Source organism: Mesorhizobium sp. M1322 (assembly GCF_040318085.1).
GTDB lineage: Bacteria > Pseudomonadota > Alphaproteobacteria > Rhizobiales > Rhizobiaceae > Mesorhizobium.
On record NZ_JAMYLP010000072.1, the window covers coordinates 1 to 23,685 of the forward strand.

Sequence of the window (23,685 nt, forward strand, 5' to 3'; positions counted from 1 at the left end):
GCCGAGGCACGGCGGAGCTGGTCGCGCTACCTCGAACTCGACGCCAATTCCGAATGGGCGAGCATCGCGATCAAGGGTATTCAGTTCGTCTATTTGCAGCTGGCGCGGATGTCGGCGTGAGTTCGTTTGGTCGCGCTTGAACACCACCCTCTGGCCTGCCGGCCATCTCCCCCGCAAGGGGGGAGATTAAGCGCTCAGCCGCTTTCGTCATCCTCAAACGTTGCAAAAGTGAGCGGGGCGCCAGAACTGCCGATCTCCCCCCTTGCGGGGGAGATGGCCGGCAGGCCAGAGGGGGGTGGGACGGAACGCGGCCTCCTTAAATGGGCCACCCCATGACTACCTTCCTCTTCGACGGCCCGGATACCGCCCCCACCACCATCCTGCTCGCCCATGGCGCCGGGGCGCCGATGGACTCGGCCTCGATGAACGCCACGGCAAAAGCACTTGCTGACGCCGGCTTTCGCGTTGCGCGCTTCGAGTTCCACTACATGGCGGCCCGCCGCTACGGCCACCGCAAGCCGCCGCCGCGGGCCGAGACGGCGAATCCCGAGTACATCAAGGCGATCGCTGACCTCCGGGCGAAGGGCGTGGAGGGGCCGCTCATCATTGGCGGCAAGTCGATGGGCGGACGCGTCGCCTCGATGATCGCCGACGAGACGTTTTCGAAGGGCGAGATTTCAGGGCTGCTTTGTCTGGGCTACCCCTTCCATCCGCCGGCCAAGCCCACCCAATTGCGCACCAAACATCTCGCCGCGCTAAAGACGCCGACATTGATCTTCCAGGGCACACGCGACGAGTTCGGGACCAGGGACGAGGTCGCGACCTACGATCTTTCCGACCGCATCGAGATCCTCTGGCTGGAGGATGGCGACCACGACCTCAAGCCGCGCAAGAGCATCTCCGGCTTCTCCACTGCCGATCATCTGAAGACACTCGCTGATGCGGTGAAGGCGTGGACCGAGCGCATCGTGCGCTGAAGCTGGCCGATGAAGATCGCCACCTTCAACATCAACAACATCAACAGCCGGCTGCCAAACCTGCTGGCCTGGCTGGCTGTCGCCAGGCCCGACATCGTCTGCCTGCAGGAGCTGAAGGCGAGGCAGACGCAGTTTCCGCGCTCGGCACTCGCCGCGGCCGGCTATGGCGCGGTGTGGGTGGGACAACCGACCTGGAACGGCGTCGCCATACTCGCGCGGGGTTCAGAACCGGTGCCGATCCGCGAAGCGCTGCCTGGCGACGACAGCGACAACCAGGCCCGCTACATCGAGGCAGCGGTCAGCGGCATCGTGATCGCCTGCCTCTATGCGCCGAACGGCAACCCGCAGCCCGGCCCGAAATTCACCTATAAGCTGGCCTGGCACGAGCGCCTGAACGCGCATGCGGCGGAATTGTTCGACACCGGCCTGCCAGTGGCACTCGTCGGCGACTACAACATCGTGCCCGAGCCGCGCGACATCTATCCGACCCGCTCTTATGACGACAATGCGCTGGTGCAGCCGGAAAGCCGCGCCGCTTTCGCAGCACTGCTCGACCAGGGCTGGACCGATGCGCTGCGCAAGAAGCACCCGAAAGAAACGCTTTACACATTCTGGGATTATCGCCGCAACCGCTGGCCGCGCGATGCCGGCCTGCGGCTGGATCATATACTGCTCTCGAAGAAGCTGGCGCGCCGGCTGGTCGGGGCAGGCATCGACCGCGACGTCCGCGGCGAGCCCGGCGCCAGCGACCACGCCCCGGTGTGGGTGGAATTGCGGTGAGGGCGGATAGTCAATCTCCCTGTGGGGAGATTGGCTCCTATCAGAAGGACATCGACAAGCCCGGCGCTGACCGGCATCATTGCGGGCAAGCGACGCGGCGCGAAGGGGGGCCCGATGAACAGGTTTATCGACAGGCTGCTTGCGGTGCTGCTGCTGGCGATCGGCATACTCTGCCTTATACGCGTGTATTTCGCGCTGGGCGGCGAGGGCGCCGGCGATGCTTTCGCGTCCGTGCGCCTGGCTTTTTTCGGGGCGGCGGGCTTCGTCTCAGCCCTTGCAGCCCTGTTGTTCTGGGGCGGCCCGTTGCCGGGCCGATCGACGCTCGCTCCGAAGAGGCCCCTGTTCGGCAGGGGCGCCGAAACGCAACCCGGTGGAAGACCACGCCTGCGGCGGCTCTTCGCTGTCGTTCCGTTTCTTGCCGTGCTCGCTCTGGTGATCGACCAGCTCGGTCCCTGGTTGGGGCAGCCACAGGACGCCGGCAAAAGCCTGACCGCCGAGCAGCCCGCGCCGAGCACGCCGAAGGGCGAAGACGTCGCCAGCGCGGAACCGGCACAGCCGCCGGCTCCTGCTTCGCCAGCCGAGGTCGCGCTTGCCCCCTCTGGTTCACCGCCGGAGGCTGCTCCAGCCGCGGCTCCGCCACCGCAGACCGTCGCGCCGTTGCCCCAGGCTCCGCCGCCGCAGCCAACGCAGCCCGATGGCCATCGCGAGCCCGTCGTCTGGCTGGCGCTGGCGCCCGACGGGCACTCGATCATGAGCGCCAGCACCGATCGCACGATCAAACTCTGGGATATCGACAGCAAGCGCCTGCTCCGCACGCTCGGCGTCCACAAGGACATGGCGCGGACAGCGCTTTTCCTGCCCGATGGGGCGCGGGCGCTGACGGCCGGCGACGATGGCGAAATCGTGCTGCGCCAGCTCTCCGACGGCGCTGTGTTGCATGTGTTCTCGTCAGGCCAGAACGGCGGCGTCAACAAGCTGGCGATCAGCCCCGACGGCAAACGTGCCGTCAGCGGGCACGACACCGGCAGGGTCATCGTCTGGGATATCGAGAAAGGCTCGGTGCTGCATGTGATGCCGGGGCACGACTGGTCGATCAGCGGGGTCGCCGTCTCGCCCGACGGCACACGCGCGATCAGCGGCAGCATCGAGGGCACGCTAAAACTATGGGACATCGGCACCGGCAAGCAGCTGCGCAGCTGGCACGGGCATGAGCGCGGCCCCTATGGCGTCGTGTTCATGGCCGACGGGCGCCATCTGATCACCGGCAGCGGCGACTATACGATCAAGCTCTGGGATCTCGACAGCGGCCGCGAAGTCCGCCGCCTCGAGGGCCATTCGGGCACGGTCTATGCGCTGGCGCTGTCGGCCGACGGCAAGCGGCTGCTGTCCGGATCGCTCGACGGCACGGCACGGCTGTGGGACATGAAAACCGGCAACGAGACCGCCCTGTTCGACAGCCGGTCCGGACCGGTCTACGCGGTGGCGTTCGCCGCCGACGGCACGGTGCTGACCGGCGGCTACGACCGCACCATCCGGGACTGGCCTGCCGGCGGCGGCGACGGCGTAGTGCTCTTCGCCGGCGCGCCGGAGTGAGCAATTTCCTGGTCGGAGCTTGAGCACCCCCCTCTGTCCTGCCGGACACCTCCCCCGCAAGGGGGAGATCGGATGTCACTTCGGCTTTCGCTAATCTCCAGCGCTGAAAAGTTGGCGCTGTCGAGGACGCTGCCGATCTCCCCCCTTGCGGGGGAGATGCCCGGCAGGGCAGAGGGGGGTGTGAAAGAACGCGACCTGTACAATATCGGCGCAGGGACCCCATCGTCGCGTAGGATGCAGGGACCGAACATGACGACCAATCTCCACATCGTCGAGGCATCCATCGAACAGCTGCGGCGGGCGCTGGAGGCCGGCACCGTCACCAGCGTCGAGCTGGTCGGCGCCTGCCTGCGCAGGATCGCCAGATTTGACCGCCATGGCATCACCCTCAACGCCGTTCCCGTGCTCAATCCCAAAATGTTCGAGGAGGCGGCCGCGTCCGACCAGCGCCGCAGGAATGGTGCCGTGCTCAGCCCGTTGGACGGCATCCCCTATACCGCCAAGGACAGCTTCAAGGTATCGGGCCTGACGGTGGCCTCCGGCTCGCCGGCCTTCGAGCATCTCACGGCGAGCGAGGACGCCTTCACCATTGCGCGGCTGCGGGCCGGCGGCGCGGTGCTGATCGGGCTAACCAACATGCCGCCGATGGCCAATGGCGGCATGCAGCGCGGCGTCTACGGAAGGGCGGAAAGCCCCTACAATTCCGAATACCTGACCGCGGCCTTCGCGTCGGGCTCGTCGAATGGTTCCGGGACGGCGACCGCCGCCAGTTTCGCCGCCTTCGGGCTCGGCGAGGAGACATGGTCGTCGGGCCGGGCACCGGCGTCGAACAACGCGCTGGTCGCCTACTCGCCGTCGCGCGGCGTCATTTCCGTGCGCGGCAACTGGCCGCTGGTGCCGACGATGGACGTGGTGGTGCCGCATACGCGCAGCGTGCCGGATATGCTCGAACTGCTCGACGTGATCGTCGCCGACGACCCCGACACCAGAGGCGATTTCTGGCGTGCGCAGCCCTGGGTGGCGCTGCCGAAGAGCTCGGCGGTGCGGCCGCCACGCTACACCGACCTTAGACTGGAGGGCGCGCTGCAAGGCATGCGGCTCGGCGTGCCCCGCATGTATATCGGCCGAGACACGGAGGCTGACGTTCCGATCCAGACCCGCGCGTCGGTGCTGGAGCTGTGGGAGCAGACGGCAGCGGATCTGCGGCGGCTTGGCGCTGATGTGGTGGAGGTCGATTTCCCCGTCGTCTCCAACTACGAGCGCGACCGGCCGGGCACCAAAAACATGGTCGATCGCGGGCTGGCTCCGGAAGAATTCGCCGAGCGCGAGGTCTGGGACCTGTGCGTCTTCGCCTGGGACGATTTCCTGCGCGCCAACGCCGACCCCGCTATCCCCGATCTCGCCTCGGTCGACGGCGCGAAGATCTTTCCGCAGCCGCCGGGCACGCTGCCGGACCGCTACGAGGACAGCTTCGATCTGGCGGAATACGTTGAGCGGGCTAGGCGCGGTGTCACGCCATTCCTGGCCATTCCCGAGCTGGAGGCTGGCCTGAAAGGCCTGGAGGCGACGCGGCGCATCGACTTCGAGGATTGGCTCGACGCGCAAGGGCTCGACGCGGTGGTGTTTCCCGCCGTCGCCGATGTCGGGCCGGCCGACGCGGATGTCAACGAGGCCTCCGCGGCACTCGCCTGGCGCAACGGCACCTGGGTCGCCAACGGCAATCTCGTGCCGCGCCATCTCGGCATTCCGACTGTCACCGTGCCGATGGGCACGATGGCCGATATCGGTATGCCGGTCGGCCTTACCTTCGCCGGCAAGGCCTACGAGGATACGAAGCTGCTTTGGCTGGCCGGCGACTTCGAGCGTTTTGGCCAGCGCCGGAGCCGTCCGCCGCGCACGCCGGAACTTTCCGACGATGTCTTTCCCGCGCGGGCTGCCGCCGGCCAGCCCGGCGAGGCACCGCCGCTCACCCTCACGCTTGCCGCCGAGACGTGCCATGCGGGGGATCAGGACGAGATAACAATCACGCTCGACCTGAATGACGGAGCCCTGAACGGCGGGGCCGAGTCCGCCGGCGTCAAGGCGCATGTCAACGGCGAGCCTGTCGCCATGCAGCGCGCCGGTGCGCACTTCACCGGCCATGCAGGCGTACCGGCCAAAGAGCATGAGAGAATCCACAGCGTCTGGCGCGGCTCATACGGCTCGATCGTCAGCGCCGTCGTGCGCCTTGAGGACGGACGCGTCGCCGGCGTCTATGCGGTGACGGGTGGGATTGGATGAGGTTGCGGCAGGTGAGGCAGTTGCTGGCCGCTATGACGGCAGCGAGGCCAGCCATTCGTCCCAAAATTCCTGCTGCAGGTGGACGAAGACCGGCATCACGTCGTGGCCGTCGGCAAAGATATTGACCAAATCAGCCTTTTGAGGGAGCTGCCCCATTTTCACCTTGCAGGCGATCAATCCGCGGCTCATCTCGATCACCGTCCCTTCGGGATAAACATTCCCGCTCGCTCCATAACAAAAGGGCAGCAAGCCCTCGACTTCGAGTTGCTGGCGGATTTGGAACAGGGCTTCGAAATAGTCTTCCTCCTCGGCCTCGATCATTTTGTCACGATAGCTGCAGGTGAGTTGGCAGCCGGTTTCGGACGAGCGCAAGGTGAACACCGCTTGCTCATCGCCGCCCGTGCCTCCACCGACCAGGAATACAGTGTGCTGCTCGTTCATTTGCCACCCCGTTTACCGTCGATGTAGATCGTAGTAGTGCGGCACGGGTCGGATTTCCATCCATTGCTGCGCAGAGTGGCCACCGCCATCGCGTTCGAAACAGAGCACAACCTCTGCCTTGGAGGGATCTTCGCGGCTTGGGGGCATCGCGGGACCGGCCTGCATGCCGCCGATGCTCGATCGCGGCATGCAGTGCGGCGTCTGCGGCCAACTATTCAATCCGCGTCAGTCCGGCTTGCAGGGGTCGCTACCGGGGTCGGCCTTGGCTGCGGCTGTCTTGTCGCCCTTCTGCTGCGCCTCGGCATCCTGCTGCGAAGTGGCGAGGTTCTTATTCCCACCGCTTTCCTGGTTGGCAAGCGGCATGGTGTTGGCGTCCTTATTGGCCGGGCCGCCCTCGACCTTGCTGCCGGCATTCGCATCAGTTTCGAGAGGTGCATGCGTTCCGTCTTTTGCGATGCCTGACTGAGCTTTGACCGATGCAGTCGTGTCATGGCAGGTGGCGCTTGCCGTGCCGGCGGTCAGGCCGATCATAGAGGTGGCGAGCAAAATAGCAGTAAGCGTCTTCATATCGTCCTCCTTTCGGTGTTCGAGGTCATCTTTCTAAACTGCCGGCCCTATCTGAGGTTCCGCTAATTCAGTTCGAACTTCGAATCTGGCGTCGTATTCGCATTAATTTGCGGGCTTCCGCGGGCGCGGCCTATCGCGTATTGGCGCGGGGAAAATCCCTTGGGCGCGCGTGGAAGCATGATTCGACTGGAAAGCATCAGCAAGCAGAACGGCCGGCAGATCGTCTTCATCGAGGCGTCCGCCTCGTTGCAGAAGGGCGAGAAGGTCGGGCTGGTCGGCCCCAACGGCGCCGGCAAGACGACGCTGTTTCGCATGATCAACGGCGAGGAGCAGCCCGACGAGGGCCAGGTCTCGGTCGATCGCGGCGTCACCATCGGCTATTTCAGTCAGGATGTCGGCGACATGGAAGGCCGCAGCGCTGTTGCCGAAGTGGTGGACGGCGCCGGGCCGGTGAGCGAAGTGGCGGCCGAGATGCGTGAGCTCGAAGCCGCCATGGGCGACCCGGAGCGATCAGATGAGATGGACGCCATCATTGCCCGCTATGGCGACCTGCAGGCGCGGTTCGAGGAGCTCGACGGCTATGCGCTGGATGGCCGCGCCCGCGAGGTGCTGGACGGCCTCGGCTTCAGCCAGGAGATGATGGACGGCGACGTCGGAAAGCTATCCGGCGGCTGGAAGATGCGCGTGGCGCTGGCCCGCATCCTGCTGATGCGGCCTGACGCCATGCTGCTCGACGAGCCGAGCAACCATCTCGACCTGGAAAGCCTGATCTGGCTGGAGCAGTTCCTGAAGAACTATGACGGCGCGCTGCTGATGACCTCGCACGATCGCGAGTTCATGAATCGCATCGTCAACAAGGTGGTCGAGATCGATGGCGGCTCGCTGACCGCTTACTCCGGCAACTATGAATTCTACCAGCAGCAGCGGGCGATCGCCGACCGGCAGCAGCAGGCGCAGTTCGAGCGCCAGCAGGCGATGCTGGCCAAGGAGATCGCCTTTATCGAGCGCTTCAAGGCGCGGGCGTCACATGCCGCCCAGGTGCAGAGCCGGGTGAAGAAGCTGGAGAAGATCGACCGCGTCGAGCCGCCCAAGCGCCGCCAAAAAGTGTCGTTCGACTTCCAGCCGGCGCCGCGCTGCGGCGAGGACGTGGTGACGCTGAAGAACGTCCACAAGGGCTATGGCAGCCGCTCGATCTACGAAGGGCTGGATTTCCAGGTGCGCCGCCGCGAGCGCTGGTGCGTGATGGGCATCAACGGCGCCGGCAAGTCGACGCTGCTGAAGCTGATCGCCGGCGCCTCCGAACCGGACAATGGCTCGGTGGCGCGCGGCCCGAGCGTCAAGATGGGCTATTTCGCCCAGCACGCCATGGAGGTGCTGGAGGGCGAGCGCACCGTGTTCCAGACGCTCGAAGACGCGTTTCCACAGGCGGGCCAGGCGCCGCTCAGGGCGCTGGCCGGCTGCTTCGGCTTTTCCGGCGACGAGATCGAGAAGAAATGCCGGGTGCTGTCGGGCGGCGAGAAGGCGCGGCTGGTGATGGCGCTGATGCTGTTCGACCCGCCCAATTTGCTGGTGCTGGACGAGCCGACCAACCACCTCGACATCGCCACCAAGGAGATGCTGATCACGGCCCTCTCGCAATACGAAGGCACCATGCTGTTCGTCTCGCACGACCGGCATTTTCTGGCGGCGCTGTCGAACCGCGTGCTGGAGCTGACGCCCGAGGGCGTTCATACATATGGCGGCGGCTATACCGAGTATGTCGAGCGCACCGGGCAGGAAGCGCCTGGATTGCGGAGCTGAGGCGCAGAACGGCGCTGCCGCCTACCGTCACCCAAACGCTTGATTCTGGAAAGGAAGCACCGGCTGCTCAGTCGTGTATCGCAATTTCGCGCAGCGGATCGCCGCCGTCGATGAACAGCCGGCCTTGCGCCGTCAACGCCGCCTTGAGCCGTTGCAGGGCGATTTTTCCTGCTTCGGGGTGACGCCCGTCCAGCGCGCCGACGCGCACCGCAACGGCAATGTCGAAGTGCTTCTCGTCCTCCTCCAGCCGGAAATCCTCAATGGCGACCTGACGAAAGCTCAGCCGGCCCGCTGCAATCTCGGCGCGCGAGGCGGCCCTGGCCTGCGCGACGGCCTTGGCCGAGCGGTCGATCGCCAGCACGTGGCCGTCGCCAATCCGGCGCGCGATCGCGCGCGCCGCAGCACCCGGGCCGCAGCCGATCTCCAGCACCCGCATTCCCTGCCGCAAAGGCAGCGCATCGACGATCGCCAAAAGCCTTGGCGACAAGCCGTTCGCCATTCCTCTTCTCCAGCCTTTCCGTGAGCCGAGATTAGCGACCATGGCTGGCGACGGGAAGGCCGACACCTGAGGGATCGCGGACATCGTCGATGTGTTCACCGCCGGTGGTGAAGGCCCCTTGATCGATGTCGAAGAGGCCGACGATCGGTCGACTTCTCACGACAGGAACAGTAGGGGATACTTAAAGAGGGAATAAACCCCGAGCGGCCCGGCGTCGTTGGCCTGAGGGGGGGACTGGCGCCGAGCCTAACCGGTTGGGGGTAGATCACCGGCCATTTAGATAGATACGATAAAGCTAATTTAAGCGCAAGCTAATGTATGCGTTAGCGAGTGCGAGATTGTTTCTGATCAGTGATGTTTCGGCTGACCGCTTCCTGGCCGCGTTCAGCCTGGGTGCTGGAACTGAGGCCGGGCGCGTCCGCACCTGTGACAGCGGCTATCCTGACCTGTCGAACGCACCGGCAAAAGGCGCAGGAGCGGAGGCCCGCTTGAAGGCGTCTTGGTCGCCGGCTTGACCCTTCACGAGGCCGGCGACATTGTGCGGTTCGCCAGTCCATAACGGTCGTGTGGGAATGGATTTTCGCAACGCCATCGATGAATCGCTGGCCTGGGCCAGCCGATGGTTCGACTACGCCGTCACGCCGTGGTTTTTCTATCAGGCTGCAATCATCGTCACGCTCTTCCTGGTCGCGAAGCTCGCGGCGCAGCGCATCGAGCCGCTCGTGGAAAACCGGGCACGCCAGATCAAGGGGCATCCCGGACTGTTGAGGGTCGTCGTTGCCCTGTTGCGGCGCACCGACTGGATCCTGTTCACGGTCTTCCTGCTTGCCGCGCTCATTCTCATGCGCGCCGTCACCTGGCCAAGCCGGACCCATTTCATCTATATCGCGCTCTCGCTATCCCTCGCCTGGCTGTTCGCATCGGTGCTGTCGCGCATCATCCGCAACCGCTTTGTCGCACGGGCTCTCGCCTGGCTGACCTGGATCTATGCGGCCCTCGTCATCTTGGGCCTCGATGACGACGCCGCGGCTTTCCTGGACAGCCTGGCAATACCTTTGGGCGCGGTTCGCCTTTCGGCGCTCATGGTGCTGAAAGCGGCGCTGCTGCTGATCGCGACGGTTTGGCTTGCGGTGGTCGTCGGCAAGTATATCGATGAGCGCGTCCGGCTCTCCGAAGAGCTGACACCTTCGATCCGCGTCCTCGTCGGCAAGGTCGCAAAGGTCGGCCTTGTGCTGGTGGCGGGTGCCATCGCCCTGTCTTCCGTCGGTCTCGACCTGACGGCTCTGACGATATTTTCCGGCGCCGTCGGCGTCGGCCTGGCTTTCGGGCTGCAGAAGGTCGTCTCAAATTTCGTCTCCGGCATGATCATCCTGCTCGACAAGTCGATCAAGCCGGGCGACACCATTTCGCTCGAAGGCACCTTCGGCTGGGTACGCGAATTGCGAGCGCGGTTTGTCTCGGTGGTGACGCGCGACGGCCGCGAATACCTGATCCCGAACGAAGACTTCATCACCCAAAGGGTCATCAACTGGTCGTTCAGCGATAACCTTGTGCGGCTCGACGTGAATTTCGGAGTCTCTTACGACGCCGACCCGCATAAGGTCAGTGAACTGGCGATTAAGGCCGCCATGAGCGTCGGCCGGGTCGAAGCGGACCGGCGGCCGGTCTGCTGGCTCACGGACTTCGGCGAGTCCTCGCTCAATTTCGTCCTGCGCTTCTGGATCCACGACCCTCAGCAAGGTCTGACCAATGTGCGCGGCAGAGTACTACTGGCGCTGTGGGACACCTTTAGGGAAAACGGCATAGACATCCCCTATCCGCACCGCGAGATCATCATGAAGCCGGATGGGCGCGCTGGGAAATCACGCGGGCGCTGACGGGTAGGGTGCAGCAGGGTCGCGGCGCCGAAGCCGCTGAGCGCAGCCTTTTCCTCCCTGCCATCCCGGCAAGGGTTCAAGCCCTGGCTTCAATGCTGTATCCAGCTCCGAACTCAAGGAGCCTTCGATGACCTCACACCTCGACATCCCCGACGCCGGCATGGCGGCCGATGACGAGCGCGCCAGCGTCGACGACGTCGCGTGGCAGGACGATGTTCGCGCGGGCGTGCGGCATGTTCGCGATCTGGATTCCCTGCCGCTTTCGCCAGCCGAGCGCGCGGCGGCTCAAGCAGCGGCCACGCGCCACAAGGTTCGCATCCCAAAAGCCTACCTCGATTTGATCGACTGGGGCGACCCCGCCGATCCGATACGGCTTCAGGTCATCCCGTCGCCTAGCGAACTGGCAGAGCAGGAAGGCGAACTCGATGATCCGATCGCCGACCATGCCTTCAGTCCGGTGCCGCGATTGACGCATCGCCATGCCGACCGGGTCCTGTTGTTCCCGACCTATCAATGCGCGGTCTATTGCCGGTTCTGCTTTCGCAAGGAGTCGCTGACCTCGATCGGCCGCGGTTTTTCGCGCGAGGCGCTGGAGCCGGCCTTCGCCTATATCGAGGCCCATCCCGATATCCGCGAGGTGATCCTGACCGGCGGCGATCCGCTGTCGCTGCCGGACAAGGCGCTGTCAGAAATCCGCGCCCGCGTCGAGGCGATTCCGCATGTGCGGCTCTTGCGCATCCACACGCGCGTGCCCGTCGCTCTGCCGTCGCGCGTCACGTCAGGGCTGGTTCGCTCCCTGCAGGGCCGGCTGATGGTCAGCGTCGTCACCCATTTCAACCACGCGCGGGAGATCACGCCGACCACCGAAGAAGCCTGCCGCACGTTGCGGCAAGGCGGCTTCGTGCTGCTGAACCAGAGCGTTCTGCTGAAAGGCGTCAACGACACGGTCGAGGTGCTGGAGGAACTGTGCCGGGAACTGATGTACCGCCTCGGCGTCAAGCCCTATTACCTGCACCACGGCGACCTCGCACGCGGCATGGCGCACCGGCGCACCACCATCGCCGAGGGCCAGGCGCTGGCCAGCGCGCTCCGCGCCCGCCTATCGGGCATCTGCAACCCCGTCTATGTGCTGGACCTGCCGGACGGCGGCGGCAAAGTGCCGCTCGGCCCATCCTATGTCGAAGCGCAGGACGGAGCGACCTGGCGGATTCGCGGGCAGGATGGCGAGCTAAGGACCTATACGGAGCTTGTCGGCGACCTCTGAAAGCTTGGGTTCCTCGCCCCGCAAAGGGGGGAGGTGGCTCGGAGAAGCGGAGACGGAGAGGGATCTTCCTTGAGCACGCAAGCTCCTGCTGCCGCGCCTGGGTTGGAACCGGATCCAATGCCTCGCATTCTAGAGATGACGGGGCAAAGGAGCGCAGGGTGAAAGCTTTTTCGGCGGTACTTGGCGGCTTTGTGCTGACGCTGGCGGTGTTCGCCAGCGGATTGGCCTTCGCCGTTTGGATTCTTTCCGCCGAACCGGTGCGGCAGGCCGCCCCGACCTCCAGCGTTGCCGAACTGTGGCCGAGGGAGCCGCGGAAGGTGGACCCTGCTTCGCAGAAGCTTGAGCGCCTTCCCGCCCGCGAGGTCCCAGAGGTCCCAGTTGATCAGGTCCCGGTTGATCAGGCCCCTGCGCCCGACCCCACCGCTACCGCCTCTATCAAGCCGGCAGCCGACGAGCAGCAGGCGGTGCCCGCCGCCCATGTGGAATGGTGCGCAAGCCGCTACCGCTCCTACAGACCAAGCGACGACCACTACACATCCTATAGCGGAGAGCAGCGTCCCTGCATCTCGCCCTATCTCGATGCCGGCGCGGCCAAGCGTGTCGCACAGCCTGCCGACGAAAGCGCCAACTATGTCGAGGCGACCGAGAGGTGGTCAATCGATGGGAACGTTCCGGCGGATGAAACCGGCGGCGCCTGGCTTCCGCCCGACCACATAGAATATTGCTTCAGCCGCTACCGCTCTTATCGGCCGGAAGACAACACCTACCAGCCCTATTCCGGCGGCCCGCGCCGGCAGTGCCACTAGGCAGGGCTGAGCGGCGGGCTGGCGGTCGCAGTGCATAGCGCCTTATGCGACCCCGATCACGCAGATTTCTTGGATCGTTCGGGTTGGCGCGGCGTTCATCCGATACCCAAAGGAGGAATCAACATGGGCGACGACCGGGAAGACAGGATTCGTGAGCGCGCATACCAGATCTGGGAACGTGAAGGCCGGATGCATGGCGATCCCGAGCGGCACTGGCACCGGGCCGAGACCGAGATCGACAGGGAGGCAGCCTTGCCGCTGACGGCAGGCGATGCCCTGCCGGAAACCCGCGAGGTCGCGAGCTCCGACGTCTTGACGGTGGAGGCCCTGGCGGTGCGCACCGGCATATCGGGCGAACAGGCGCAGGAACTGATCGACAGGCTGGGCAACGACAGAGCGGCGATCGAGCAAGCCGCGCGCAACCTCAAGGGGAAGCAGCGGCTCGGGGAGTGATCAGAAAACTCAAATAACGGAAATACCGCCTCTATTCGCGCAGGAAGGACGAAAAGACTGGCAAGCGCCGCAATCTAGGGACGTTTGACAGCCGCGAGGCGGCGGAGAAGCACGAACGCGAGGTGCAGTATTTCAAGAGGCATTGAGGGAGCGTGCCGTCGCCTGCCAGGCAGCCGCGCCCGTGCCTGTCGGAACCTGAGCCTGCGAAGACGGCGGCCCGGATGAGATCGAGAAGAAGTGCCTAGGTTAAGGACTGTCTTTATTCGAATCACGGCATGCAGAGAAATGGGACATCCGTGAACGGCCTGTTTGACCCAACCCGGACTTTGCCGCGGCTAAATTAGCTCGGCCTGAAAAGCAGACAGTTACAGCGCACGCGGCCTACCCGACTAGAAGAGGGAGCCTTGGGTATCGTCGTCCTCGATGGGACCTTCGATCGGCGCGACCGATACGACAAGCTTTCCTCTTTTCAAGGCAATCTGAAGGTTAATCCCCGCATCTGGGATTTTAACGGTGATCGGCTTTCTCTCTACGGTGTTGACAATGCCGGCGATCGGCACCTCGGCCCGTAAACCCACAACTGAAGCCGCGCCAAGCTCCTCCAGACCGACCTCGCCAACGCGCTCCGATGCGCGCCGTGGGTGTGGCAACGACGTCTCGACTAGCACCTTACGCTCTTGGAACCCGCCCGAACGCTGCTTCTTGGCGTCCGCCCGCGAGACGAGGTCTAGCCAGTCCACCTTGAGTTCGTGAGCTATACCGCGGACCACTTCCAGCACATCCGCGAGTTCGCCTGCCTTTTCGTCGTCTGTCTTTGCCTTTAGTAATTCCTCCAACTCCTCGACCATCTTGGCGGAGAGACCGTGAACCGCGTCGGGCTTGCGTAAAGTGGCCTCAACCGCCTCTTCGCCGCCGCTGCTAATGTTTGTGGGGATCTTGTCACGCACGATCTTCCCGAAGACTCGCCGCTCCCGCGTTCTCTTGTACTTCGCCGCATTCGGGAGAATGATCCCAACCTCCGCCTCACAAAGCTTGTAATAGACATGCCCAAGGACGGAACCGTTGAGCTTAACGGGAAGCTTGTGCTCTTGAGCCTTAGCTATGACAGCCTCAAGGAAGGCTTCGTTGCGGATCTGATTTGCGTCAGGGCTAAATTCGATCGCGGCGCGCGACGTGGGAATTTTGTCGAGGTCTTCGAAATTTCGAACGGTGAAGCTCTTATATTTATCCTCTGCACGAGGCGCAGGATCAAGCTTCTCCCTTGATCTGAACCAAGGTAGATTTCGACCGACTCCGTAACCGTGGGGAATACCGCAAAACCACATTATCTGCGCAAACTCTCCTATTCCTTCTGATATACGTTTCGTGCGCCTCGCAATTTCTAGGATGTCCTTTCTTGGCAAGACCTGCGATCGCCCTTTTGAACGAAGGACATTTATGTAGGTCCATTGTCCGTCTTCGGTTTCGCGGAGAAACATTGGCTTGTAGGTTGAAGGTGTCTGAATCACGCGATCTCTCGAGGGGATTACCTCGTAGCTATCGACGGGCAATACCTGGAGGCCATCAGGAAGCCCCCACAGTGCATCTATCTGGACATCTAGTCGATTTGGGTCGGCATAGGCCCAAGCCGACGCGAGGGCGGGCAGAAAGGCGTGGATCAAAAACACGACGTTTTCTTCGGCGGCCTGTCTTTGCCCGAGCAGATCAAGCTGGCACTCGCACCAAGAAACTGCGTCCGCAGCGCACACCGTATCGGTCCTCGGTAGATTGAACCTAGGGAAGTCCTTCTGATCGACATCAGTGCGGACCACCGCGCGATCGCCTGTGATGAATTTGACCTCCTTAATTATCGACGTCCGCAGGGCGGCGTCCTGCCGCGCCTGAGACACCAGCATCGAAGCCAGTTCGAACAGGATTGGAGCGGGATTGTCTGGCCCGAAATCAAACTCGGACAGGTTCCGTAGCTTTTTCCATCGGGTAGCTGATCCTAACGGATACTGCTTGAGATGCTTTTGAGCCGTTGGATCTGGGAGCGTGCTGCGTTGGTAGAGAACTTCCTTGGTCGGATCCGCTCCGTTGTCGAGCTCACGCCATTCGAAGTCGAGCTGGACGATCTGGAGATGGCTGCTCTCCACCAGCCATTCGATATGGCATCTCGGTTTGAAGTTATCGCAGCACCAGCGACCGACGGAACGCAACGTCTGATGAGGTTGACGTGCTGACGGAAGAGCAACGGCTGGGTCTGGGGATGTGGCGAACTTGCTGTTTAACCCCTTCGCCCCAACCCACGGGTTCTCAATCTCATAGGTCCATTGGTTGCGCGTCGGGCTTACCCTCACCTCGTTGGAAAGGTGGCCCACCATTGCTGCGCACTTGTAGTCCTGGAGGACGAGAGCCATTTCATCTGTTGGGTCGGCAGACCTGGCGCACTCGAACACCTCGATAATGGCAGCTGCCACAGCCGCCCGATCAGTACCAGCTGCGGGCACTGATCTGTATTTGCCCCGATCTGTGATGCGCTCGTTCTTGCTGCTCGACCGAACGATTAAGCTGCGGATTCCATACGATCCGATCCAGCCGAGGATCTCAGAGACGATAGGGCTCTGCAGCTCCCCACTCTTGCGCCATTCATTGTAGAGCGTCGTTGACACCGCGGCGAACTTGGGAACCCAAGCCATTGGCAAAAGAAACAATCCGGCCGCTTTAGCGCCATATATGCTTGCCGCGCTCTGGAAGGATGAGAAGTCAGCAGTCAGTGTCAGATCGCCTTGACTGGCGATAGCAGGATGCTCCGCCACAGTCAGTCGCTCTGTCCAAGGGTGCCGAAAATCTTCTGGGCAAGATTCTGCAACGCCGCGAGTATGTTGTCCGAGAAATAGCCAAATATAAACCCGAACGCGAGGGTCATCAGTGGCGTGTCCAAGGCCTCATTCTTAAGGAACGGGACGGCTCCGGAGGAAAAGAGAAAGCCTGTGAATATCGAAACCGTCGCTGAATTGAATGGAACGATAAGTCTCCACAAAATGCGGTCCCGATTCCAAAGGCCCTTTCCAACGGAGTGATAAAGCCACTTAAGCGCAAAGACAGTCCCGCCTAGGAGGCCAGCAACCCATAGAGCAATCCACTTTAACGCGTCAGGATTGATCTTTATACCCAGTAATGTGGAGACGTATGCATTCCCGCCCTCGTGGGGCAGAGCTGGAGCTATTGCAGCATCGAGCAGCGCGAGGGTGCCTAAGCTCAGAAGAACGACAAGATATAGAAGCTCGGCAATGATTTGACGCCACGCCGCACCACAAAATCGCGACTTCCAATCGCCGATAGCGCGATCATCGTTTAGCTCTTCTATATGCTGATGGCCGACCTCGGCGCTGTTAGCTTCGCTACCGTTGCCTCCAGTTGCTCGAAATTGGGATTCTTTTTGTAGTCCCACTCTCTCCCCCCGCACTCTTGCGCGATCAGCCGCCTGAACCATTGCGAGGTTGGGGTCTCTGGAAACCCAATCAGCGAGACGCCTAAGCGCTCAACGAATAGGTATTCCTTACCACCAGTCTCTGCTTCGGTGAGGTCACGAATTCCGACGCTTGTGCGCCACCCTAGATCGTGCCTGCGCGCCGCATGTAACAAATCGAAGCTGAGCGGGACGAGGTGCAAGTGAGCTTGATCGACGCCACAGCTGACAAGACTCCCGGACGCGCCGCCGTGTTCGAACGCATGAACCGTGTGCCCATACGCGCTCAGCCGAGCGGCGAGCTCGGTGCGGAGTACTGCAAGGGCTTTCCGCTCCTCGGTGTCCATAAGGCTGAGGGTAGACATTGGGCGCCTCGGGATAAGCAATATCCACCCTGGCACCAAGGAACCCAGCGACGGAACGGCAACAAAGTGATTGTTGCTCGCTACGACGACGTCATGAGCCGGGCGTGCGTGCAGCCCAGGTGCGGTGAGCCAAGCGAACTTGCTGCTCGAAGCTTCCATATCTGATCTATTCATCGCCCTGTAGCGGCCCATTTCACGTACTTGTCAAGGTTATCCCATAAGGGCAGGCGTGTACACCGCAACTCCATGCGCCACCTCGCCAAACCCCAGTTGGAACCGAACACCACTCCCCCATAATATTGGGTGTTCGTTTCCGCCGGTCAATCAGGGAGGCGGATGCCCGAGGGCGAAAAACAGTCTCAATCATACGATGATGCTACGTCCACTTTTAGAGGCGCATTCAACTTCCGCTTATGGTGCTAAGCCGAACTTCGAACGGCACGTTTGAACACGCGTCCTACTACCGTCATCTCTGAGCGCCTAGCGCGTCGCTCGGCGTGGTGACGACAAGGGCATCCAGCCGTTCCTGCAAATGCCCATTAAGCACGATCATTTCCTTCAGCGCCTTCACCGCGTCGCCCTTGTGCTGGGCAATGAACTTGTCGGCGATGGCCTGAAGGGTGGCCTCCTGGCGGCTGTCAAGCGTCACGATGTGGTCCATGGCGTTGCTCCATAGTTTCTGTTCAAATTGAACAAAACGGGAACAAAAATGTCAAGGACGAATTGACGCCGCGAGGAATGCCTTCCTATTTGTCAGTAGGTGGGGCGGTTGCTCACAAATTGGGGAGAGCCGCGATGGGCAGACGGAAAAGCCGGTTTGACAGGCTGTCGACGAGGGATGCGGAGGCGATCATCAGGGACGCTCTGGGGCTGCGCAGGACGGTGCTTTCGTCGCAACAGCATCTGAAGGCGCATGGCGAACTGTATTGGCAGCTTAGCGGGCTCGTCGACAAATTGCATGAGGTGATGGCCAGCCTAGCGGAGAAGGAGCCGGATTTCCGAATGCCGAATCTTGGCCTGCTCCCGCTTCCCGAGGATTACCTGACCCGGAAATGAGCCATGGCCGGGCCGATGGACAGCGTTGGACGTGCCGCGAAGGCCAACATGCTGCTGATCGTCGAGTGCGGCCACTGCTACCATGTCGGACGCTTCCGGGCGAACGATGTCGCTCAGGTGGTGGGCTGGAACAAGCCGCTGGAAGCCATCAGGTTCAGGTGCAAACGGTGCAGCCGAAAGGACACTACTGTGCGCACTCAGTTCATCGACCAGGACCATCCGCCGAAGGGCTACATCTGGGTGCTGCAGAAGTTCAAACTTTAGAACAGCGAGCCCTGTACCGGCGCCTGTGGCGCCTGCGGCGGAAACTTGATCTGCGTCGCCGGCTTCTCGACGATCACCAGCGCGTCGTCCGCCGCCGGGCGCTGCAGGTGCCTGGCCTCCGACCATGGCGCGGTCAGCCAGGTCTCGGTTTCCTCCTGCGTGGTCAGGATGACTGGCATCGCCTTCTCGTGGATCGGCGCGATCAGGGCGTTGGGTTTGGTGGTCAGGAAGCCGTAGAGCTCGAAGTCGCCGGGGCCGTCCTTGACCTTGCGCACGCCTTGCCAGCGCGTCCACAGTCCGGCGAAGAAGAACAGCGGCCGCTCCTCGCTCAGTGCGAACCAGTAGTTCCTCTGGATACCGGTATCCGGGTCCTTATCGCCGGGCGTCGGGCTTGGTTCGGCGAAGCTGGTGACCGGCACCACGCAGCGGTTCGCGACGCCGAGATATTGCTGCCAATGGCCGTATTGCGGGTTGCGGATGTTGGTGGTGCCGTAGTCGGCCTTGCCCTTCACCCGCTCAATCGGCGTCGGCATGCCCCACAGCAGATTGGCCAGTTCGCGCGTTCCGTCCGGCCCGTTGCGCACCACCGGGCCGGGCTGGTTGGGGTAGATGTCGATGGAGGGCTCGAGATTGCCGAGGATGTCGCGCAGGGCGCGGGTCCACTGGCGGATCGCCTCCTGGCTGGTGGTGATGTTGTAGAGGTTGCACATGTCGAGCCCTCAGGGATGTTCAGGCATCTTGTGGGAAAGGGCGGGCAATTTCCAGCGCTGTCGCTCGGCTGCTGACACGCTACCCCAGCCACCACCACCAGCGCCGCGATCACCGCCGCCACCCGGGCGATCGACCGCGCCAGAAGGAAAATACCGTGCGCAACGGCGAACCGCGGGCTCAGCTTACGCAACGGACGCCGATTGTGCGCGTTCTACCCATGAGGAGGAGCATGGCGGCTGGTCTCATGCGCTCACAATCGGAGGCAAACCATAATGTCTAAGTTCAAAGATGCCCTTGATCGCGGGAAGGAAGCTCGCCGTGAGCAAGAGGAGAAGGTCGGCAGTGAGAAGGCCGAGGGGGTGGACTTCGGCGCGCAAGCAAGGGCTTGGCTAAACGACGTCGTGGTTGCGTCACTGGAAGCAGCCAAGGCTGACGTAGCAGGCGAGGTGGCCGTCGAGATGGACACCGCGCCACGCCGCCAGACCAAAGCATCAACACCATCTATTCGGTTCAGAATCTACAGGAAGGGTGGAATGGAGAAGGAGGCAGTCGGGAGGACGTTCACGGTCAACGTTCAGCTGAGTGGGCAAGTGTCAGTCTCTTCGCCCGGGATCGTGGCGAGAGAAGTGGGAAACATAGGGGATAGGACTGACGAGCGGTTCTCTACCTTGCTAGCGGAACTGATCGAGGACGCAGCGAAGGGCACTTAGCCAGCAAGGTGTCGAGGAAAGGGCAAGGCAATTTCCCGCGCCAGCCGCTCGGCTGCTGGCACCGCCGGGTCCGTCAATAACAGCTTTCCGGATGCCGCAAACACCCCTCCGTTAACCTTTCGTTAACCATGGCTGGCTAGCGTTTACCTATCAGTAAGGAATCGCTGTCCGTGACATTCGCCGCCCCCGTCGAGACCAAATCCATTCGCTTTCGCGCCCGCTCCTTTGTCGCCTTCACGCTCACCCCGGAAGCGCCGCTTTCGGAGTGGCTGGAAAGCCTCGATCGCTGGATCGGCAATTCGCCGGGCTATTTCGCCGGCCGGCCGGTGGTGCTCAACCTCAACACGCTGAAGCCCGAGCTCAGCCAGATCGAAAGGCTGGTCGCTGAGCTTGGCCTGCGCGGCATCCGCATCTACGCCATCGAGCTCGACGGCAACACGGCGCTCGAGGCCAATCTGCCGCCGGTGCTGATCGGTGCGAAAGAGGCTACCGCCGGGCTGCTGATGCAGGCCGACAGCAAGGGCAGGCCTGAAGAGGCGGGCAAGCCGGAAGAAGGCAAGGCGGAACAGGGCAAGCCAGAAGACAGGCAGCCGGAAGCGCCCGCCACGCTGATGGTGAAAACGCCGATCCGCTCGGGCCAGTCGGTCTTTCATGCGCATGGCGACGTCATCGTGCTAGGTTCCGTCGCCTCCGGTTCCGAGATCGTCGCTGCCGGCTCCATCCATGTCTACGGCACGCTGCGCGGGCGGGCGTCGGCCGGTGTGCTCGGCCATTCGGCGGCGCGCATCTTCTGCCGCAAAAACGAGGCCGAGCTGCTGTCGGTCGACGGCTGGTATTGCACCGCCGAGGAGATGGAGCCGTCCTTGCGTGGAAAGGCGGTGCAGGCGTTTCTCGAAAAAGACACGCTGCGCATCGCGCCGTTCAGCTAACGCAAAGTACGCAGCGGTTTCGGATACGAGTCATTCACAAAAACAAGCACTTAAGCGCATCGCATAAATCAAACGCTTAACAATACCAACAACAATAATGGAGGCATAGATGGGCAAGGTAGTGGTGGTCACCTCGGGCAAGGGGGGCGTCGGCAAGACGACCTCGACGGCCGCCCTTGGCGCCGCCGTCGCGAGGACCGGCAAGAAGGTGGCCCTGGTCGACTTCGATGTCGGCTTAAGAAATCTCGATCTGATCATGGGCGCCGAGCGGCGAGTGGTGTTCGACCTGGTCAACGTCATCCAGGGAACGGCCAAGCTCTCGCAGGCGCTGATCCGCGACAAGCGGGTCGAGACGCTGTTCCTGCTGCCGGCCTCGCAGACGCGCGACAAGGATGCGCTGACCGAGGAGGGCGTCGGCGAGGTTATCGAAAAGCTAAGCTCGGTGTTCGACTACGTCTTCTGCGACAGTCCGGCCGGCATCGAGCGCGGCGCGCAGCTTGCTATGCGCTTCGCCGACGAGGCGGTCATCGTCACCAACCCGGAAGTCAGCTCGGTGCGCGATTCCGATCGCATCATCGGCCTGCTCGACGCCAGGACCGTCAAGGCCGAGCGGGGCGAACAGATCGCCAAGCACGTGCTGGTGACAAGGTATGATGCCGCCCGCGCTGCACGCGGCGAAATGCTCTCGATCGACGACGTTCTGGAAATCCTGTCGACGCCGCTCCTGGGCATCATTCCCGAAAGCCAGGACGTGCTCAAGGCCTCCAACCTCGGTTCGCCGGTGACGCTCAGCGATCCGACGAATTCCGCCGCCCGCGCCTATATCGAGGCAGCCAAACGGCTCGAGGGGGAAGAACTGCCGGTGGTCGTGCCGTTCGAGCGCAAGGGCTTTCTCGACCGGCTTTTTGGAAGGAGGGCAGCATGAACCTGTTAGACCTCTTCAAGCGGCGCGGCAGCGCGCCGGTGGCGCGCGAGCGGCTGCAGGTGCTGCTCGCCTATGAGCGCCGCAACCGCAGCCAGCCCGATCTCGTCTCGGTGCTGCGCGAGGAGATCATGGCCGTCATCGCCAGGCATGTGCAGATCGACCAGGATTACCTGCAGGTCTCGATGGATCGCGGCGAGACGATGTCGACGCTGGAGATCGACATCCAGATCCCCAACAAGAGCGCAAGACCGCTGGCCATGTCGGCCTGAGCGGCAGTATTGCGCCTGTAGTAATTTTTGACGCCGGCAGGACAGAAGGGGTGCTGTCCCGCCGGCGTATCAAGAATATCGCCTGAGCTGCAGCCACCGTCAGCGTCGCTTGCCCCACCCAACCACCTCTCGCTGCCTCACGACAGGCAAGCTCATTGGTCCTATCTCCGCCGCATGCGTCGCGCATAGCCCGGCGGCAGAGGACCAACCACAAGTGACGTCGACGCCGGTTATCAAGCCTGTTTTCGAGACCCTGCCCATCGCGGCACTTCTCGGCGCCATGGTGTCGATCCAGATCGGCGCGGCCTTCGCCAAGGGCCTGTTTCCGCTGGTCGGCGCGCAGGGCACGACGGCGCTGCGGCTGGTCGTCGGCGCGCTGATGCTGGCGGCGGTTCTGCGGCCCTGGCGGGTGCGGCCGTCCCGGACTGTGTGGCCGTGGCTCATCGCCTATGGGGTGACGCTCGCCGCGCTCAATCTTTTGTTCTATGCGGCGCTCGAGAGGATTCCGCTCGGCATCGCGGTGGCGCTCGAATTTACCGGCCCGCTTCTGGTCGCGACGCTATCGTCCCGGCGCGGCAGCGACTTCGCCTGGGTGGCGCTTGCCGTCGCCGGCATCGTGCTGTTGTCGCCCCTCGTCCATTCGCCTGATGCGCTCGATCCGGCCGGCGTGATGCTGGCGCTGGCGGCCGGCGGCTTCTGGGCGCTCTACATCGTGTTCGCCCAGAAGGCGGGCGCCGAGCTCGGCGGGCAGACCACGGCTTACGGCCTGGCAATCGCCGCAGTGCTTGCGCTGCCGTTCGGCCTGGCCGAGGCGGGGCCGGCGCTGGTCTCGCCGTCGATCCTGGCCGGCGCCCTGCTGGTCGGCCTGTTCTCAAGTGCCCTGCCGTTCTGGCTGGAGATGGTGACGCTGACCAGGATGTCCGCCAGGCTCTACGGCACGCTGACCTGCCTGGAGCCGGCGCTGGGCGCGCTGGCGGGGTTCCTGTTCCTGCACGAGATCCTGACCGAGCTGCAGTGCCTGGGAGTAGCCGCCGTCATAGCCGCTGCCTTCGGTGCCACCATCACGAACAAGCCGCCGGTGCCTTCGCCCGAATAGGGTTCAACCGTAGATTGCATTGAACGTGCGCACACCTCTGATCCATTTGCCACTTGCGCAACCATTGAAAGGGTGAAAACGTTGGTCCGGGGTAAATGGGCAAGGGTAGTCGTCGCGGCTGTTAAAAGCTCCGGGGCGGCCTTGAAAAACGATGAATTTTCCACAGTTCCTGGTGGGGATGACCACCGCGTCATTCGTCGTGGCGCTCTCGACTTTTTTGGCAACGGGTTCAATCTGGAAGGCGCTGGGCTGGACGGTCCTTACGTTGATCGTTTCGCAGGTTGGATATTTTTTGTTCGTCGTCCAGCTGATCTACAGAGCCGGGCGAAAGACACATAGGTAATCCGCGACCGCGAGTGCCCGACCGTCGGTACGCGGTTTTGGCCCGTGTCGAGATTCAGGTCACGCGCCGGCAGAATATCGATGTGCTTAGTCATGATGTGACCGAAATAGATAATATGGTCTAAGCCTTTCGAAAGCGGACTTGTTCGGTTCTGGTAATGTGCATTGGACGTTCCGTTACTTTAGTCAACCAGTATATATTTCCGGATACATATGCCTGGATTGGGCAG

General features: G+C 62.8%; 25 protein-coding genes and 1 pseudogene. 18 read left to right on the forward strand and 8 right to left on the reverse strand.

What is annotated here, in order from left to right:
* From NKH12_RS22430 to NKH12_RS22450, 5 genes and pseudogenes are all read left to right on the forward strand, one after another.
* A pseudogene (locus NKH12_RS22430) lies at nt 1-120 on the forward strand (tetratricopeptide repeat protein); the annotation flags it as partial.
* 212 nt (nt 121-332) lie between these two features.
* Entirely contained in the window at nt 333-977 is a 645-nt protein-coding gene (locus tag NKH12_RS22435) for an alpha/beta hydrolase family protein (RefSeq protein WP_352955138.1), read from the forward strand.
* Nucleotides 978-986: 9 nt separating this feature from the next.
* Nucleotides 987-1,757 (forward strand): exodeoxyribonuclease III, encoded by a 771-nt coding sequence (locus NKH12_RS22440; RefSeq protein ID WP_352955139.1) that lies wholly within the window; start codon nt 987-989, stop codon nt 1,755-1,757.
* 114 nt (nt 1,758-1,871) lie between these two features.
* Nucleotides 1,872-3,350 carry a WD40 repeat domain-containing protein gene (locus NKH12_RS22445; protein WP_352955141.1) on the forward strand — a complete coding sequence of 493 codons (1,479 nt, stop codon included), beginning with the start codon at nt 1,872-1,874 and terminating at the stop codon, nt 3,348-3,350.
* A gap of 249 nt (nt 3,351-3,599) precedes the next feature.
* On the forward strand, nt 3,600-5,630 hold the full coding sequence (locus tag NKH12_RS22450; protein WP_352955142.1) for an amidase: 2,031 nt from the start codon (nt 3,600-3,602) through the stop codon (nt 5,628-5,630).
* A gap of 30 nt (nt 5,631-5,660) precedes the next feature.
* Here NKH12_RS22450 and NKH12_RS22455 read toward each other — a convergent pair whose 3' ends face one another.
* Together NKH12_RS22455 and NKH12_RS22460 are read right to left on the reverse strand one after the other, a co-directional pair.
* Nucleotides 5,661-6,071 carry a hypothetical protein gene (locus NKH12_RS22455; RefSeq protein WP_352955143.1) on the reverse strand — a complete coding sequence of 137 codons (411 nt, stop codon included), beginning with the start codon at nt 6,069-6,071 and terminating at the stop codon, nt 5,661-5,663.
* A gap of 225 nt (nt 6,072-6,296) precedes the next feature.
* On the reverse strand, nt 6,297-6,638 hold the full coding sequence (locus tag NKH12_RS22460; protein ID WP_352955144.1) for a prolipoprotein diacylglyceryl transferase: 342 nt from the start codon (nt 6,636-6,638) through the stop codon (nt 6,297-6,299).
* A 177-nt stretch (nt 6,639-6,815) separates the two neighbouring features.
* On the opposite strand from NKH12_RS22460, the gene NKH12_RS22465 reads away from it, so the two are divergent.
* Nucleotides 6,816-8,438 (forward strand): ABC-F family ATP-binding cassette domain-containing protein, encoded by a 1,623-nt coding sequence (locus NKH12_RS22465; RefSeq protein WP_352955145.1) that lies wholly within the window; start codon nt 6,816-6,818, stop codon nt 8,436-8,438.
* Between the two features lie 67 nt (nt 8,439-8,505).
* On the opposite strand, the gene NKH12_RS22470 is transcribed toward NKH12_RS22465, so the two are convergent.
* A complete protein-coding gene (locus NKH12_RS22470) occupies nt 8,506-8,937 on the reverse strand; it encodes an SAM-dependent methyltransferase (RefSeq protein ID WP_352955146.1) in 432 nt (143 codons plus the stop codon).
* Between the two features lie 572 nt (nt 8,938-9,509).
* Here NKH12_RS22470 and NKH12_RS22475 point away from each other — a divergent pair.
* From NKH12_RS22475 to NKH12_RS22490, 4 genes are all read left to right on the forward strand, one after another.
* Nucleotides 9,510-10,814, forward strand: a complete 1,305-nt coding sequence (locus NKH12_RS22475) for a mechanosensitive ion channel family protein (protein ID WP_352955147.1) — start codon at nt 9,510-9,512, stop codon at nt 10,812-10,814.
* 160 nt (nt 10,815-10,974) lie between these two features.
* Nucleotides 10,975-12,078, forward strand: coding sequence for a KamA family radical SAM protein (locus tag NKH12_RS22480; protein WP_502910826.1), 1,104 nt, complete (start codon nt 10,975-10,977; stop codon nt 12,076-12,078).
* A 158-nt stretch (nt 12,079-12,236) separates the two neighbouring features.
* Entirely contained in the window at nt 12,237-12,884 is a 648-nt protein-coding gene (locus tag NKH12_RS22485) for a BA14K family protein (protein ID WP_352955149.1), read from the forward strand.
* Nucleotides 12,885-13,007: 123 nt separating this feature from the next.
* Nucleotides 13,008-13,337, forward strand: a complete 330-nt coding sequence (locus tag NKH12_RS22490) for a DUF2934 domain-containing protein (RefSeq protein WP_352955150.1) — start codon at nt 13,008-13,010, stop codon at nt 13,335-13,337.
* A gap of 389 nt (nt 13,338-13,726) precedes the next feature.
* Here NKH12_RS22490 and NKH12_RS22495 read toward each other — a convergent pair whose 3' ends face one another.
* The 4 genes from NKH12_RS22495 to NKH12_RS22510 all read right to left on the reverse strand — a co-directional run bounded on the left by NKH12_RS22495 (nt 13,727) and on the right by NKH12_RS22510 (nt 17,814).
* Nucleotides 13,727-16,135, reverse strand: coding sequence for a nucleoside triphosphate pyrophosphohydrolase (locus NKH12_RS22495; RefSeq protein WP_352955151.1), 2,409 nt, complete (start codon nt 16,133-16,135; stop codon nt 13,727-13,729).
* 2 nt (nt 16,136-16,137) lie between these two features.
* Nucleotides 16,138-16,770, reverse strand: coding sequence for a hypothetical protein (locus NKH12_RS22500; RefSeq protein WP_352955166.1), 633 nt, complete (start codon nt 16,768-16,770; stop codon nt 16,138-16,140).
* Complete coding sequence (locus NKH12_RS22505) at nt 16,683-17,345, reverse strand: HIT family protein (RefSeq protein WP_352955152.1); 663 nt, start codon at nt 17,343-17,345, stop codon at nt 16,683-16,685. Before NKH12_RS22505 ends, NKH12_RS22500 begins: the two co-directional genes overlap by 88 nt.
* Nucleotides 17,346-17,619: 274 nt before the next feature.
* A complete protein-coding gene (locus NKH12_RS22510) occupies nt 17,620-17,814 on the reverse strand; it encodes a hypothetical protein (RefSeq protein WP_352955153.1) in 195 nt (64 codons plus the stop codon).
* 134 nt (nt 17,815-17,948) lie between these two features.
* Between NKH12_RS22510 and NKH12_RS22515 the strand changes: the two genes are divergently transcribed.
* Together NKH12_RS22515 and NKH12_RS22520 are read left to right on the forward strand one after the other, a co-directional pair.
* A complete protein-coding gene (locus tag NKH12_RS22515; RefSeq protein ID WP_352955154.1) occupies nt 17,949-18,209 on the forward strand; it encodes a hypothetical protein in 261 nt (86 codons plus the stop codon).
* Between the two features lie 3 nt (nt 18,210-18,212).
* The gene (locus NKH12_RS22520) at nt 18,213-18,473 is read left to right on the forward strand and encodes a hypothetical protein (RefSeq protein ID WP_127210940.1); all 261 of its coding nucleotides are present in this window, start codon (nt 18,213-18,215) and stop codon (nt 18,471-18,473) included.
* Here the strand turns inward: NKH12_RS22520 and NKH12_RS22525 are convergent.
* The gene (locus NKH12_RS22525; protein WP_352955156.1) at nt 18,470-19,183 is read right to left on the reverse strand and encodes an SOS response-associated peptidase; all 714 of its coding nucleotides are present in this window, start codon (nt 19,181-19,183) and stop codon (nt 18,470-18,472) included. The genes NKH12_RS22520 and NKH12_RS22525 overlap by 4 nt on opposite strands.
* A 273-nt stretch (nt 19,184-19,456) precedes the next feature.
* Between NKH12_RS22525 and NKH12_RS22530 the strand changes: the two genes are divergently transcribed.
* The 6 genes from NKH12_RS22530 (at nt 19,457) to NKH12_RS30615 (ending at nt 23,456) form a co-directional block, all read left to right on the forward strand.
* Nucleotides 19,457-19,894: a hypothetical protein gene (locus NKH12_RS22530; RefSeq protein ID WP_352955157.1), complete on the forward strand. Its 438-nt coding sequence runs from the start codon at nt 19,457-19,459 to the stop codon at nt 19,892-19,894.
* 170 nt (nt 19,895-20,064) lie between these two features.
* Nucleotides 20,065-20,823, forward strand: a complete 759-nt coding sequence (gene minC / locus NKH12_RS22535) for a septum site-determining protein MinC (RefSeq protein WP_352955158.1) — start codon at nt 20,065-20,067, stop codon at nt 20,821-20,823.
* A 109-nt stretch (nt 20,824-20,932) separates the two neighbouring features.
* Complete coding sequence (gene minD, locus NKH12_RS22540) at nt 20,933-21,748, forward strand: septum site-determining protein MinD (protein WP_029351318.1); 816 nt, start codon at nt 20,933-20,935, stop codon at nt 21,746-21,748.
* A complete protein-coding gene (gene minE, locus NKH12_RS22545; protein ID WP_029351320.1) occupies nt 21,745-22,017 on the forward strand; it encodes a cell division topological specificity factor MinE in 273 nt (90 codons plus the stop codon). The genes minD and minE overlap by 4 nt, the downstream gene beginning before the upstream one ends.
* 214 nt (nt 22,018-22,231) lie before the next feature.
* Nucleotides 22,232-23,113 carry an EamA family transporter gene (locus tag NKH12_RS22550; protein ID WP_352955159.1) on the forward strand — a complete coding sequence of 294 codons (882 nt, stop codon included), beginning with the start codon at nt 22,232-22,234 and terminating at the stop codon, nt 23,111-23,113.
* A 178-nt stretch (nt 23,114-23,291) separates the two neighbouring features.
* Nucleotides 23,292-23,456 carry an exopolysaccharide production repressor protein gene (locus NKH12_RS30615; RefSeq protein ID WP_502697603.1) on the forward strand — a complete coding sequence of 55 codons (165 nt, stop codon included), beginning with the start codon at nt 23,292-23,294 and terminating at the stop codon, nt 23,454-23,456.
* The last annotated feature ends 229 nt before the right edge of the window (nt 23,457-23,685 follow it).